The sequence below is a fragment of the Pacificibacter marinus genome, assembly GCF_018860665.1.
GTDB classification, from domain to species: domain Bacteria; phylum Pseudomonadota; class Alphaproteobacteria; order Rhodobacterales; family Rhodobacteraceae; genus Celeribacter; species Celeribacter marinus_A.
Genome location: NZ_JAHKPK010000018.1, coordinates 257,667 through 271,858, shown reverse-complemented (window position 1 = coordinate 271,858; position 14,192 = coordinate 257,667). Strand labels below are relative to the sequence as shown.

11 protein-coding genes and 1 pseudogene are annotated in these 14,192 nt (G+C 51.5%); 6 read left to right on the top strand and 6 right to left on the bottom strand.

All coding sequences use genetic code 11. The annotated features are described in order from the left end of the window. Positions 1–450 precede the first annotated feature (450 nt). The 6 genes and pseudogenes from KO497_RS05825 to KO497_RS05800 form a co-directional block, all read right to left on the bottom strand. Positions 451–1,692, bottom strand: a pseudogene (locus KO497_RS05825) (Hpt domain-containing protein); the annotation flags it as partial. A 25-nt stretch (positions 1,693–1,717) separates the two neighbouring features. Beyond that, positions 1,718–2,083 (bottom strand): response regulator, encoded by a 366-nt coding sequence (locus KO497_RS05820; RefSeq protein ID WP_215943022.1) that lies wholly within the window; start codon positions 2,081–2,083, stop codon positions 1,718–1,720. Next, on the bottom strand, positions 2,080–2,361 hold the full coding sequence (locus KO497_RS05815; protein WP_215943021.1) for an STAS domain-containing protein: 282 nt from the start codon (positions 2,359–2,361) through the stop codon (positions 2,080–2,082). Before KO497_RS05815 ends, KO497_RS05820 begins: the two co-directional genes overlap by 4 nt. A 183-nt stretch (positions 2,362–2,544) precedes the next feature. After that, positions 2,545–3,528, bottom strand: a complete 984-nt coding sequence (locus KO497_RS05810) for a glucokinase (RefSeq protein WP_215943020.1) — start codon at positions 3,526–3,528, stop codon at positions 2,545–2,547. Positions 3,529–3,531: 3 nt separating this feature from the next. Beyond that, positions 3,532–4,866: a GH1 family beta-glucosidase gene (locus KO497_RS05805; RefSeq protein ID WP_215943019.1), complete on the bottom strand. Its 1,335-nt coding sequence runs from the start codon at positions 4,864–4,866 to the stop codon at positions 3,532–3,534. 264 nt (positions 4,867–5,130) lie between these two features. Then, positions 5,131–6,162 carry a substrate-binding domain-containing protein gene (locus KO497_RS05800; RefSeq protein WP_215943018.1) on the bottom strand — a complete coding sequence of 344 codons (1,032 nt, stop codon included), beginning with the start codon at positions 6,160–6,162 and terminating at the stop codon, positions 5,131–5,133. A 272-nt stretch (positions 6,163–6,434) separates the two neighbouring features. Between KO497_RS05800 and KO497_RS05795 the strand changes: the two genes are divergently transcribed. The 6 genes from KO497_RS05795 (at position 6,435) to KO497_RS05770 (ending at position 14,139) form a co-directional block, all read left to right on the top strand. After that, a complete protein-coding gene (locus KO497_RS05795; RefSeq protein ID WP_215943017.1) occupies positions 6,435–7,718 on the top strand; it encodes an ABC transporter substrate-binding protein in 1,284 nt (427 codons plus the stop codon). 293 nt (positions 7,719–8,011) lie between these two features. Next, positions 8,012–9,013 (top strand): carbohydrate ABC transporter permease, encoded by a 1,002-nt coding sequence (locus KO497_RS05790; RefSeq protein ID WP_215943016.1) that lies wholly within the window; start codon positions 8,012–8,014, stop codon positions 9,011–9,013. 12 nt (positions 9,014–9,025) lie between these two features. Beyond that, positions 9,026–10,180: a carbohydrate ABC transporter permease gene (locus KO497_RS05785; protein WP_215943015.1), complete on the top strand. Its 1,155-nt coding sequence runs from the start codon at positions 9,026–9,028 to the stop codon at positions 10,178–10,180. 16 nt (positions 10,181–10,196) lie between these two features. Beyond that, entirely contained in the window at positions 10,197–11,852 is a 1,656-nt protein-coding gene (locus KO497_RS05780) for an alpha-amylase family glycosyl hydrolase (protein ID WP_215943014.1), read from the top strand. Positions 11,853–11,867: 15 nt separating this feature from the next. Next, positions 11,868–12,953, top strand: a complete 1,086-nt coding sequence (locus KO497_RS05775; RefSeq protein WP_215943013.1) for an ABC transporter ATP-binding protein — start codon at positions 11,868–11,870, stop codon at positions 12,951–12,953. 181 nt (positions 12,954–13,134) lie between these two features. Next, positions 13,135–14,139 (top strand): tellurium resistance protein, encoded by a 1,005-nt coding sequence (locus tag KO497_RS05770; RefSeq protein ID WP_215943012.1) that lies wholly within the window; start codon positions 13,135–13,137, stop codon positions 14,137–14,139. The last annotated feature ends 53 nt before the right edge of the window (positions 14,140–14,192 follow it).

Below are 14,192 nucleotides of genomic sequence, written 5' to 3'. Positions count from 1 at the left end.
CCTGGGGACTGAATGGCTCTGGACTTACAACAACGAGCGGCCCAACATGGGCATCGGCGGCATAACTCCCGCAATGAAATTGAAAACAGCCGCATGAATTCTATGGCTGGACCCCATTAAAAATGGGGGGATTACCATTCCAGCACCGTCATCTGAGATTTCGATTAAAATACGGCCGGAGCGATGTTGCGCGGTCATTGTGACGCTGCCTTCGCGCGTTTTTCCTGCTGCTTCGCGTTTTTCCGGAGATTCAAGTCCATGATCAACGGCATTTCGGATCATATGCGTTAGCGGGTCTGCCAGGCGCTCTATGACTGTTTTGTCAACTTCGGTGTTTTCACCAAGTGTATGGAGGCGCACTTGCTTGCCAACGGAGGCTGAAGATTCTCGAACAATGCGGCCCATACGTTGGAACAGAGATTTGATCGGTTGAGCTCTGATCATCATAACCGACTCTTGGATGTCACGAGTCAGTTGAAGAAATTCTTCTAAGCCCGTTGAGACGGGTGAGTTTGGCGGCAGGCCAGCTTCAGCGACAGATTGACTGAGCATTGCTTGGTTGATCACCAATTCCCCAACCAAATTTACGAGACGGTCAACTCGCTCTAAATCTACGCGGACGGTTGCACGAGGTTGGGTTGGAACTGACGAGGTTTTGGCTGGCGCGGCGGGTTGTTTTTTTTGTGTTTCCTGTACAATTTCTGGAGTTTTAGGTGGGGCAATGCCATCTTTTTCTAGCGTCTCAGGCTGCACCGTTTCGCGCGAAGCGTTTTCCACGGGCACCTCTATTTTTGGAGATGCGAGATGTGCCTCATGTTCATCGACCAAGGTTGGTTGAAGGGACGCTTGATCCGTACTGTCAGAAAAAATGGGATCAGATGTTGAGGCGTTCAGAGGCGTTATGTCAAGCGTACAGAGGCCGTCGACAAATTCAAAGACCTCTCGCACAACTTCGACAGGTTCCTCAGTGAGAACCTTTAGATGCCAAGACAAATACCCGTCATCAGGGTCAAGTGCATCTAGGGGCGGGATGCGTTGCGTATTGCAGGTTACCTCGAGATCACCAAGGTCGCGCAAAGCACGTAAAAGATAGAGAGGTTCATTTCCTGATGCGTAAAGGGTGGTGTCAGGTTTGAAGTCAATGCTGAATCCTTTGGGCGCAGCGGGCAGAGGGGCTGTCACTTCACCATCGGAATCAAGGCTTGAGAGGTTGCTCAATGGAGGCAGGTCAGGGATGTCGGGTAGGCCTTGTATGTCGCCCATATCCAAAGAAAGGACTGCAGGTGTGAAGTCGAGATCTTCTTCTACTTCCTCTTCGCAGCCTACCAATCTGTCGAGCTCGTTGAGAATTGGAGCCGTTTTGTCTTGCGGAATGCTGATGTCATCTCGTGCAGCACGTACCAAATCACCAAGCAAGTCTGCGCAAGAGAAGAACAGTCGAATGGCATCTGAATCGGGTGTGAAGCGTCCTGCACGGACTTCGTCCATAGCCGTTTCAAATCGATGTGCAAATTTGACGAGGTCATCCAACCCGAAGGCGCCGGCTCCCCCCTTAATTGAGTGCACGGCCCTGAACACGACGTTGATCGTTTCAGAGTTTGTGTCGCCGTTTTCCATTGATATGAGACCGTCCTGAAGGCTTTCCAGGAGTTCTTCACATTCAATAAAGAACGAGGCGCGAATTTCTGCCATAGGATCGGACATAAGCGAGAACCTCTTAACCAGCTACCATTTGAAGGGCTTTGACGAGTTTTGCGGGATCAAATGGTTTGACGATCCAGCCGGTTGCACCTGCCGCGCGTGCCTTTGTTTTGAGCTCATCGGCGCTTTCGGTCGTTAGGACAAGGATTGGAATACGGCTCCATCTTTCTTCGGATCGGACCGAATTCATGAAATCGAAACCATCCATGCGGGGCATGTTGATGTCGGTGATGATGACGTCAGGTTCAATGCCTTCGAGAACTTCGAGGCCATGCACGCCATCTTCTGCCAAATGGGTCGTAAACCCAGCAGAAGAAAGGGCAAGATTGAGCATATCGCGCATTGTTCGGCTGTCATCTACAGCTAGGACTTCAAGGCTCATGTCCATGTCTCCGGTTCTGTTAGGTTTTCAGGGGTAAATCCAAAGAGGCCAAGCATATCGACGCAGCTATCAGATGCATTCGTAAATTGGGTGGATTTGCCTGCTTCATGGCGTGATTTTATGGTTGATAGCAGGACTTGCAGTGACAAAGCCCCCAAATGGCGGACCTGTCCGGCATCAATGACGATTTCATCATCTTCGATGGCTTTGAGTTCGCTTAAAAGTGGTGGCACGGACTGGTAATCTAATCTGTCGTGGAGCTGGACATGAACAGTCATTCACGTCCTCCCAAGAATAGGCGATTATGAGTCATCTAAAATTCCCTTACAGAACCAAACGTTGGATCATGTTTAAGGGCAGTCGGTTAAGACCAGGTTACACCGATCTAAAAAACATTTCGGCATAAAAAAACTCCGAAGTGGTCGCTTCGGAGTTCTAAAAATATAATTTCCGTCAGTATGTTACGCTGTGAGGCTGTTTAGGTGTGACGCACAGCCTGTGAGCGCTGCATAGTCGTCTTCGATCACAGAAACTGCGAAGTTTTGCATGAAACCTGCGAAGCGTCCTTTGTCTCTGAATGCTTGGGCGAATCCAAAACGGTCGAGATAGGGGGTCATGGCGCGCGCCACTCCACCGACCAAAAAGACGCCGCCAAAGGGCAATTGGATCAAAGATAGATTGCCAGCAACTGTACCCAAAATTTTGACGAAAACTTTTACGGTGTCTTCTGCGCGTGGATCATCACCGTTTTCCAGTGACTGCATGATATCTGCCGCAGATTTTTCGCGAGGCTCGCCCGCTTGGGTCCCCAAAAACAGATAGACCCGTTCCAAGCCGCGGCCAGACAAGACATCTTCGACAGCAGGAAACCCATGGGCATTCTCAACAAACTGACACAGGGCCAGTTCTTCTGCATTGCGGATCGGCAGGTTGGCGTGCCCGCATTCGGAAGGGGCGACAAAACGGCCTGCATAGGTTTCGAAAACCGGAGCCGCATTGAAGCCTGTGCCAACGCCGATTACCAAACGCACCGCATTTGGTGAAGGGGCCTCTGGCGTCTGCGCCTCAGTTACGCAGGTGATATTCTCATCCGAGATATACCCCAAAGCATGGCCTTGAGCTTGCAAGTCATTCAAAATGGATACTGTTTCGGCTTTGGTGGCGCGCGACAGCGTGTCTTTGTCGATGGTCCAATCCAGGTTGGTCATGGTGCCCACGCCGTCGCGCACGGGGCCTGCCACGGCCACACAGGCGCCTTTACAATCCACATCACCTTCGTCGGAAATGTATTGGCGCAGAACCGTTTCCAACCCCGGATAACCCGTATTGCGATAGCGGCGCACGGTTTCGGGCAATAACGTTGTCCCATTGGCCAAAGCAACGCGTGTGTTCGTCCCGCCGATATCTGCGACAAGAGATAGGGTGTTAGGTGGATGTTTGGTCATGGTTCAGTCTCGTTTGAGGGCTTCTTTTAGCATATGATAGGACGCTTTCGGGGTACGCTTCAATGTATCGAAATCGACGTGAACGATTCCAAAGCGTTTGTCATACCCTTCGGCCCATTCATAATTGTCTAGTAATGACCAATACATAAACCCTTGAAGGTTCACACCTTCATCAATGGCTTGTTTCATCGCGGCCAAATGACTTTGGATAAAGGCGATACGTTCTGGGTCGGTGGCAGCATCATCTTTGAGATGGTCATCCCATGCCATGCCATTTTCGGTCACAAGTATCGGCAGATCGCCGATGTAGTCGTTTTTCATCCGCGTTAGGAAATGATGCAAGCCTTCTGGGTAGACCTCCCATCCCATTTGCGTCGTGGCGCGGTGGCCATCGACGGGTTTGGTGTAAGGCCATGCTGTGGCATTCGGATCATGGGCATGAATTTTGCGCGTGTAATAATTGACGCCCAGCCAATCGAGCGGCTGATGAATATGCGTCTTAAGATCGTCTTGCCAGCCTTTGGGCAAATGCGCCTCAAGCCCCTCAAGCGCCTCGGCGGGGTAGGTGCCCTGTGTCATCGCCTCGATGAACCACTTATTGTAAACGGCATCCTCTGTTGCGGCGGCTCTAAGATCCTCTTTCGCTTCCGTTGCGGGATGTGCATATTCAAAATTTAGCGCGATCCCAAGGTTTTTACGACCTTTGGCGCGCAGTCGGGTCATCGCCTCACCGTGGGCTTTTAGAACATAATGCATCGAACGGGCTGCTGCGCGGATATCACGAAGGCCCGGCGCGTGAATGCCGTGAAAATGCGATAGGAAAGAGGCACACCACGGTTCATTGATGGTGGCGATGGCTTCCATACGGTCACCGATGCGATCATCGATAATATCGACAAAATCGCCAAACCAATTGTGTACGTCAGGATTGGTCCAGCCACCCAAATCGGACAAGGCTGCAGGCATTTCCCAATGATACAACGTCTGAAACGGCTTTATGCCCCGTTCCAGCAAAGCGTCTGTCAGGCGGTCATAATAGTCCAAACCCTGTTGATTGACCTGTCCGCGACCCTCAGGCAGAACGCGAGACCAAGAGGTTGAGAACCGATAAGCATCGAAATTTCCAGCCTTCAAAAGATCGAAATCTTGCTCGTAGCGGTGGTAGTGATCGCAGGCGATTGCACCTGATTCCGCTCCGACCACATTGCCTGGTGTTGCTGAAAATGTGTCCCAATGCGACGGACCCGCGCCGCCGAATTGACTGCCTTCAATTTGATAGGCTGCGGTGGCTGCGCCGAAGATAAAGTCTTTTGGAAAGTCTTTGCGTGTCAGTGTCATGCGGGGCTCCAAAGAAGCGGGCGTATTGCGATATGTTGGCGCTAACATGTTAAGCGATGTCGCAATAGCACAGGCGAATGAGGTTTACGAGAGGGTTAGATTTGGATGTCGTCATTAAAGGCGTTGTTGGGGCCAAAATGGCTTCCATAGCGCTTTGGATTTCACAAAATGGAAATTTGAGCAAGGCAATTTCAAGCCTTGCTGCGTGATTTTTCGTAAGTTTAAGCGAATGCTATGCAGGCGATCGTGCTATTTCGAGCGGCATTAGGACCTTGGGGCAGGGCCTGTGGTGCTGCCGATAATCAGCTCTGCTTCCATTAAAACATGGCGTTTGGGCACGTCAGGGTTGGCGATTTGCTCCATCAGCAGCTCGGCACAGGTTAAGCCTGCCTGACGCACCGAAGACCGCGTCGCGGTGTATTGCGATGCCGCAGCTCCATTGCGGAAATAAGAAAGGCCGTCATCATGAATGATCAAAGACAAGTCTTTGCCAAGCGTCAGATTCAATTCGCTGCACGCACGGCGCACACCGATTCCGACGATAATCGAAGACGCCAAGATCGCCGTTGGTGGCGTATCACGCGCGCAAAAGGCCATCGTGGATTCGTAGCCATAGTCTTCGGTCATTTCCTCGGACCGACACAGGCTTGGATCTGTGGCGATTCCAGCTGCGTCGAGTGCCGATTGATAACCTGCGCGGCGGCGGATCGCAAAATCCATGCTTTCAAGTCCGTTTAGCAATCCGATGCGGCGATGTCCCAGATCGATCAGAAACTTCGTGGCACGCTCAAAAGCACGTTTGTTGTTCATATCGACCCAAGCATAGTCTTGATCGACCTCGGTATTGGATCGTCCATGCACGACAAAGGGCATGCCAATGCTTTGTAATAGATTGATTCTAGGATCATTTTCTACGGGGCCGTGTACGATGACGCCATCAACAGACCCTTTGGACGCGATTTTACGATAGGCGGCTTCTTCGTTGGTGTCGGGCACTACGGTGAGATGCATATCGTAGTTTTCTTGCGCGTAGATTTCTGAAGCGCCCGCAATAAAATCGGTAAAAACGGGGTTCACCACCTCATGTTTCGTCGATAACGGTATGACGTGGCCGACAGCATGGGTGCGCCCCGTCGCCAGGCCTTGGGCACGGGTGTTTGGAATATAGTTATGTTCTCTTGCGGCCTTGCCAACGCGTTCTCGTGTGGCTTCTGACACCTCTGGATAGCCGTTCAACGCACGGCTGACCGTGGTTTGAGACAGATTTAAGAGTGCCGAAAGCTCTTTGAGATTCATGGGTGTCGTCCTCCAAAACGCTATGAAGCGTCTATAAAGACTAGTCAGGTTTCTGAGCATAGGCAAACATTGAAAATATGTTTTTCTTGTCTGCTTTACAACCATAGGTGGTTGTTTCTTGGATTTCTTGTGGTTTTCGTTAGGTTGGTGATTGACTTGCTTTGGTCTTTCGAGGATGTTCAATCCACCAAAGCGCTTTGAAAGCCTGTCGGCATCGCAAGCGAGTCGGTAGATTTATCCCCCAAAGGGGCACTGAAACTGGGAGGTTTTATATGAAAAAGACACTTATGACTGGCGCGGCTATGGCAGCCCTTGTTGCCGGTTCCGTATCCGCGCAAGATTTGTCTGGCGAAACAATTACCGTATCGGGGTCATGGTTGAGCCAAGAGGCTGAAGTTATCGAAGCCGTCTTTGATATCTTTGAGGAGCGCACTGGCGCGACTGTGAAATATGTAGGTTCTGACAGCTTTGAGCAGCAAATTCTTATCGATTCTGAAGCTGGCTCGGCTCCAAATATCGCGATTTTCCCGCAACCCGGTTTGGCCGCTGATCTTGCGTCACGCGGTTTTTTGACGCCGTTGAAAGAGGGCACAGCCGAGTGGGTGCGCGACAATTACGCGGCGGGGCAGTCCTGGGTCGATCTGGGAACCTATGCTAATGAATCTGGCGATGAAGAGCTTTACGGCATGTTCTTCCGCGTCGATTTGAAATCCTTGGTATGGTATTCACCTGAAAACTTCGAAGATGCTGGTTACGAAGTGCCAACATCCATGGAAGAGCTTAAAACACTTTCCGATCAAATCGTTGCAGACGGCGGCACGCCTTGGTGTATCGGTCTGGGATCAGGGGCTGCTACGGGTTGGCCGGCGACCGATTGGGTCGAAGACTTGCTGTTGCGCACTCAAACACCTGACGTTTACGACGCTTGGGTGAAGAATGAAATTAAATTTAACGACCCGCGTATTGTGGCCGCCATTGAAGAATTTGGTGCGTTTGCGCGAAACGACGACTATGTTGCTGGTGGTGCTGGCGCCGTGGCATCTACTGACTTCCGTGACAGCCCCAAAGGCATGTTTGCGTCGCCTCCACAGTGTTACATGCACCGTCAGGCGTCCTTCGTTCCGGCATTCTTCCCTGAGGGTACGGTTGTTGGCGAAGATGCTGATTTCTTCTACTTCCCATCCTACGCGGAAAAAGAATTGGGTAACCCCGTCTTGGGCGGAGGCACATTGTTTGCCATCACCAACCCATCTGAAGGGGCGCAAGCGTTGGTTGAATTCTTGCGTGATCCAGCTGCACATGAAGTGTGGATGGCGGTTGGCAGTTTCTTAACTCCACACAAGGGCGTTGATGTCTCGAAATTTGCGACAGACTCTGCGCGTTCGATGAATGACATTCTTTTGAATGCTACTACATTCCGGTTCGATGGATCTGATCTGATGCCAGGTGGCGTTGGTGCAGGGTCTTTCTGGACCGGCATGGTTGATTACGCTGGTGGAAAAGACGCGATGGAAGTTGCGACTGAGATCCAGTCCTCATGGGACGCACTTAAGTAAGTCGGCTCTAAGACTTAATGGGCAATCCGGTTTGTGCTGGGTTGCCCTTTTTCGCCTTTATGTAATGAGATTAAGTGCGATGACGAACGATAGCCGCGAGTTATTGATGTTCGCTGATGGCTTAAAACGTTTCTATGTTAAGCTATCGCCGTGCAACAAGGATAAGATGCTTTGATGCATCTGTATCGCGCTCGATTGAGATCGCCGCTGTATCTCTGGGACAAAAATTGAAAACCGGGTTTTAGAAACGGTTTGCTTAAAAAAACGCGTATACGCGATGGAGAGGGGATAGGATGCATCCGGCCATTCAAGGTCTTTTGACTATCATAATTGGGGTAAGTGCCTGTATTGGTTACTTTTACTTCTCGAATGTCTTCTTAGATAAGGTGTTGTTTCCTGCGCGCGGTCGTCATGCTGGCCGTAATATCAATCGCGCAAATATGGTCCGACCGTGGTTGTTTTTGTTCCCTGCGCTTGCCGCACTGTCACTGTATCTTGCTTACCCTGTGTTCGAAACACTGCGCCTGTCTTTGACGGATCGCAGGCTTGATGGCGCATTTGTTGGGCTCGATAACTACCGTCAGATGTTCTCGGAGCAAAAGTTCTGGGAGGCCTTGCGCAACAACTTTTTGTGGTTGTTGGTTGTGCCTGCTCTGTCGACGACCTTTGGGCTTTTGGTGGCGCAACTGACAGACCGGATCAAATGGGGGGCTGTCGCGAAATCCATTATTTTCATGCCGATGGCCATTTCATTCGTGGGGGCCTCTGTGATTTGGAAATTGGTCTATGATGCGCGGCCCGAGGGCGCGGACCAGATCGGGATATTGAACGCGGTTTATATTTTCATGGGCGGGGACACATCGCACACTTGGTTGACGATACCGTTTTGGAATAACTTCTTTTTGATGGCAGTGTTGATCTGGATTCAGACCGGTTTTGCCATGGTTATTTTGTCAGCCGCTTTGCGCGGTGTGCCAGAAGAGACCATAGAAGCAGCCATCGTTGATGGGGCCAATCCGTTCCAAATCTTCTTTAAAATCAAGATGCCGCAGATTGTCGGCACGATTGTTGTGGTTTGGACCACGATCACGATCACGGTGTTAAAGGTCTTCGATATCGTGTTCGCGATGACCAATGGTCAATGGGAAACGCAGGTCTTGGCCAACTACATGTACGACAAATTGTTCCGGGCCTCGGATTGGGGTGTCGGGTCGGCGGCTGCGATGATTATCATGTTGCTTGTTTCGCCGATTTTGATCTGGAACGTGCGCAACGCGCGCAAAGAAATGAAGTAAGGGAGACCACACATGGATAATATTGCAGGTCAAAAATCTTCCCTCACTTGGGCAGTCCATTTTTCGGTGGTTGTATTGGTGCTGCTGTGGTTGTTGCCGACATTAGGATTGTTCGTCTCAAGTTTTCGTTCCGCGGATCAAATCGCTTCTACCGGATGGTGGAAGTCACTGTTTTCACAAGAACAAAATGTTGTTATTCGCGCAGAAAAGCCTGATCAGCAAAAGCTGCTTGACGAACTTTATGTCATCGAGGGCAATCTGTTTGCGCAAGACGGCGCGGTGGAAGGTGATGTTTCTGTTTGGGGCACGTCTTCTAAGGACATTTCGGCTTATGCTGCGGGCGAAACTGCGGATTTGGGCGAAAAGGGGCGTTTGACAGTCGAGGTCAACGGGGACTATCGATTTGTAAATGATACAGAATTTACGGGATCACGGGGTCAACGCGTGTTTTTGACAGCCACAACTCCGCCCAGTTTTTCGCTCACCAATTACAAACATGTGTTGAGCAAAGAGTCGGGCACATCCTCGATGTCAAAGGCGTTTTTCAACACGCTCACCGTGTCTATCCCATCGACTATTATTCCGATTTTGATCGCGGCATTCGCGGCTTACGCATTGGCGTGGATGGACTTTCCGGGCCGCGCTCTTTTGATTGCCTTTGTGGTGGGGCTACTGGTTGTGCCTTTGCAACTGGCGCTTATTCCGCTGCTCAAACTGCATCTGCAAGTTGGCATCGGTAAAGGATACTTGGGGGTTTGGCTGGCGCACACAGGTTTCGGTTTGCCATTGGCGATTTATCTGTTGCGCAACTACATGGTCGGTTTACCCAAAGACATCATCGAAAATGCTCGCGTTGATGGCGCGACCGAGTTTCAGATTTTCGTCAAAATCATTCTGCCTCTGTCTTTTCCAGCGCTCGCGTCTTTTGCGATTTTCCAGTTCTTATGGACATGGAATGATCTGCTTGTGGCACTTGTGTTCTTAATCGACAGTTCCGGCGACACCACTGTTATGACCCGTCAAATCGTTGAGCTTTTGGGATCCAGAGGTGGCAACTGGGAAATCTTGGCCACGGCGGCTTTCGTGTCGATCTCTGTGCCATTGTGCGTCTTCTTCGCTATGCAAAAATATTTGGTGCGCGGCTTGTTGGCCGGCTCCGTAAAATAAGAAAAGTCTCTTAAACATGACCGTTCAAACACTTCACACTGCGCAGCCCTTTTCCCGTGACCCCGATTGGTGGCGGGGGGCTGTTATTTATCAAATCTATCCGCGTTCTTATCAGGACAGCACAGGCGACGGCATTGGCGACCTTGCTGGTATCGTCAAACGCTTGCCCTATATTGCTTCACTGGGCGTGGACGCGATTTGGATTTCACCGTTTTTCACCTCACCGATGAAAGATTTCGGCTACGACGTCTCTGATTATTGCGACGTGGACCCGATGTTTGGCCAGTTGAGTGATTTCGATGCTGTTATCGAGACGGCCCATGCTCACGGCGTCAAAGTCATGATTGATCTGGTGTTATCTCACACCTCGGATCAGCACCCTTGGTTCGTTGAGAGCCGCAAGTCGCATGACAACGACAAGGCCAATTGGTATGTCTGGGCCGATGCCAAACCCGATGGCACGCCGCCCAACAATTGGCTGTCAATTTTCGGCGGTTCAGCCTGGCAGTGGGATGCAGGACGGATGCAATATTTCTTGCACAACTTCTTGACCTCGCAGCCTGATTTGAATTTTCACGAACCGCAGGTGCAAGAGGCTTTGCTTGATGTCGGGCGTTTTTGGCTTGAGCGTGGTGTGGATGGGTTCCGTCTGGATACGATCAATTTTTACACTCATGATGCAGAGCTGCGCGACAATCCCGCACTGCCAGTCGAGGCGCGTTCGGCCAAAACGGCACCTGCGGTCAACCCGTACAACTGGCAGCAACATATTTATGACAAATCACGCCCTGAAAACCTGAACTTTTTGCGCAAACTGCGCGCCGTGATGCAGCCTTATAATGCCGCAGCCGTAGGTGAAGTTGGGGATGAGCAACTGGGTCTTGAAATCTTGGGCCAATATACCGCTGGTGATGATTTGATGCATATGTGTTATGCTTTTGAATTGTTGTCCGGTGACAAGCCGACGGCGCAATATATCAAAGACGTGATGGATCATGTCGATGAGGTCGCAACAGACGGCTGGGCCTGTTGGGCGTTTTCCAACCACGATGTCATGCGCCATCCAACGCGCTGGAATTTGACCGATGACGCACAGCGCATGTTCACGACGTTGATGATGTGCCTCAAGGGATCGGCTTGTATTTATCAAGGCGAAGAACTTGGTTTGCAAGAAGCGGATGTCGCCTTTGAAGACCTGCAAGACCCTTACGGCATCGCGTTTTGGCCTGAATTCAAAGGTCGCGATGGCTGTCGCACGCCGATGGTTTGGGAGAATTCTAACCAAAATGGCGGGTTCTCGGAGGCAGACAAAACATGGTTGCCGGTCAGCACGGATCATCTGGGCCAGAGCGTAGCACAGTCCGAGGCAGATTCTGGGTCAATCATTCATCATTATCGTCACGCCATCGCGTTGCGCCAAGCCCATGAGGCGCTCAAAACCGGTACATGTAGCCCGATGAGCGTTGATCAAGGTTGTTTGGTCTTTACGCGCGCTGGCAGTGATGAGGAATTATACTGCGCTTTCAATCTAACGGATGAAAACGCTAAGCTTGAGGTGCCTCGCGGTAATTGGCAGGTGATAGACAGCGCCGTGAGCCACGCGGTACCACAGGGCGGAACATTAAATTTGGGGCCATGGCAGCCCTGCATTTTGCAACGCAAATTGACTTAAGGGCAGGGGATCAAAATGGCAGAGCTTACACTCACAAACGTCGCAAAAACCTATGGCGGCAAGATCGAGGTCCTCAAAGATATCAACCTCGATATCAAAACTGGCGAACTGGTGGTTTTCGTCGGGCCTTCCGGTTGTGGTAAATCCACATTGCTGCGGATGATCGCGGGGCTTGAGAAAATATCAAGTGGCACCTTCGAGATCGATGGCGTGGTCGTAAATGACGTGCCGCCCGCGCAGCGTGGTATCGCGATGGTGTTTCAATCCTACGCGCTTTACCCACATATGACGGTGCGCGATAACATGGCATTCGCGTTGAAATTGGCCAAAAAATCCAAGGCTGAGATCGATGAGGCTGTTGGCAATGCGGCTAAGATTTTGCAGCTTGATGCGTATCTGGATCGTTTGCCGAAAGCGCTGTCTGGCGGTCAACGTCAACGGGTGGCCATTGGGCGCGCGATTGTGCGCGATCCAAAAGTCTATTTGTTCGACGAACCGCTGTCCAATCTGGACGCAGCGTTGCGCGTGGCCACCCGGATCGAGATTGCCCAGCTCAAAGAATCCATGCCAAACTCCACCATGGTTTACGTGACCCACGATCAAGTCGAGGCCATGACTTTGGCAGACCGTATCGTGGTTTTGGCCAACAAAGGTATCGCGCAAGTGGGCTCTCCGCTGGATCTCTACGAGCGCCCTGATAATGAATTCGTGGCGCAATTTATCGGCTCGCCTGCGATGAATCTGATTCCCGGTGAGATCGTTGAAACAGGCGCGCAAACAACTGTGAAACTGGCGGGTGGCGGCGTTGCTGTTTCTGCCATTGCGACCCAAGACAGCGATAAGGGCCGCAAGGTCAACGTCGGCGTGCGTCCCGAAGATTTCACTACGGTCGAGGGGACGGGTATCGTCAACGGAACGGTGAATTTCACCGAAGCTTTGGGCGAGGTCACTTTGGTTTACTTCAAAGGCGAACGCGATGAAGCGCCTGTGATCGCTAAGTTGCTTGGTATTCACAAAGGGTTGCGCGGCACTCAGATCAGCCTCACCGCTGATCCAGCCAAAGTGCATTTGTTTGCAGATGGCGTAACGATGCGCAAATAACCTATTGGTTTTGTTGAGATGTTGAACATAGGGCTGCCTTCGGGCGGCCCTATTGTTTTGTACGTGGTGTTGGCGTGGGCATTTGCGCTGTGACACCGCGGCACAGCCCATCACCGACAAGCCCCCTAGCGCCGCGACAGCGCAAATGATATTCGTGATTTATAATATGTAGGATAGGCACATGACCCAGACACCTCCATCCCAACGCCTGAGCCCCAAACCATTCAACGCGGCCCCCAAAGGTCTGTGGCGCGCGACGCCTTTGGCGATTTTCCCGCCGATTTTGGGATTGTTTGGTATTGGCTTGGCGTGGCGCTCGGCATCTTTGCACCTTGGCGCGCCGTCTTGGATCGGAGAGCTTTGGCTTGGCGCGGTCTGCCTGCTTTATCTTTTTGCAGGTATCGCCCTTAAGGCCAAAGTGATACGTCGTCCAAGTGCTTTGCTGGACGATGCGAAAATTTTGCCGGGGCGGGCGGGGCTGTCGGCGATGACCGCATCGATGTTTTTGTTGGCGGCAACTCTGGTGCCCTATTGGACTTTAGGGGCCAATATTGTGCTGTTTTCAGGGCTGTTTGCCCATGCCATTGGCGCGATCATCATTATTCGGGCGTTGATTTTAGGGCCAGCCGAACAGCGCCGCGTTACACCTGTGTGGCACCTCAGCTTTGTTGGCTTTATCATCGCACCCGTGGCTGCTGTGCCATTGGGCTGGGTTGGTTTGTCCGCGATGATTTATGCCACCACCTTGCCGATTGCGATTGCTATTTGGCTGATTTCTGCGCTGCAATTCCTGCGCGCGGGCGTGCCTGCGCCCTTGCGGCCCTTGCTGGCGATCCATATGGCACCAGTGTCTTTGTTTGGTATCGTCTCTGTGCTTTTGGGCTATTACGCTGTTGGGTTTGCCTTTGGCTGGATCGGCTTGACCGGGCTTTTGGTCTGCCTCATCGGGGCGCGTTATCTTACCAAAGGCGGCTTTTCCCCGATGTGGGGCGCGTTTACGTTCCCTATGGCGGCATTTGCCAACATGATGTTTATGGTTTCCCTGATCTTGCCTATGCCGTTTCGCTATATTGGCGGAATTGAACTGGTACTGGCCACTTTGGCGGTTGCCTACATCGCGTATAGGATCATTCAGATGTGGATGAAGGGCACACTGTCGAAACTGACAAATGCATCAACGGTTTAAGAAGCAACCTTACTTTCGCTCAAACTGCGCCAATGAACATCGACGCGAACCTT

Excerpts from the sequence above, each read along its gene's own strand:
- KO497_RS05820 (WP_215943022.1), bottom strand. The coding sequence starts at position 2,083 with ATGAGCCTTGAAGTCCTAGCTGTAGATGACAGCCGAACAATGCGCGAT.
- KO497_RS05815 (WP_215943021.1), bottom strand. The coding sequence starts at position 2,361 with ATGACTGTTCATGTCCAGCTCCACGACAGATTAGATTACCAGTCCGTG.
- KO497_RS05810 (WP_215943020.1), bottom strand. The coding sequence starts at position 3,528 with ATGACCAAACATCCACCTAACACCCTATCTCTTGTCGCAGATATCGGC.
- KO497_RS05805 (WP_215943019.1), bottom strand. The coding sequence starts at position 4,866 with ATGACACTGACACGCAAAGACTTTCCAAAAGACTTTATCTTCGGCGCA.
- KO497_RS05800 (WP_215943018.1), bottom strand. The coding sequence starts at position 6,162 with ATGAATCTCAAAGAGCTTTCGGCACTCTTAAATCTGTCTCAAACCACG.
- KO497_RS05795 (WP_215943017.1), top strand. The coding sequence starts at position 6,435 with ATGAAAAAGACACTTATGACTGGCGCGGCTATGGCAGCCCTTGTTGCC.
- KO497_RS05790 (WP_215943016.1), top strand. The coding sequence starts at position 8,012 with ATGCATCCGGCCATTCAAGGTCTTTTGACTATCATAATTGGGGTAAGT.
- KO497_RS05785 (WP_215943015.1), top strand. The coding sequence starts at position 9,026 with ATGGATAATATTGCAGGTCAAAAATCTTCCCTCACTTGGGCAGTCCAT.
- KO497_RS05780 (WP_215943014.1), top strand. The coding sequence starts at position 10,197 with ATGACCGTTCAAACACTTCACACTGCGCAGCCCTTTTCCCGTGACCCC.
- KO497_RS05775 (WP_215943013.1), top strand. The coding sequence starts at position 11,868 with ATGGCAGAGCTTACACTCACAAACGTCGCAAAAACCTATGGCGGCAAG.
- KO497_RS05770 (WP_215943012.1), top strand. The coding sequence starts at position 13,135 with ATGACCCAGACACCTCCATCCCAACGCCTGAGCCCCAAACCATTCAAC.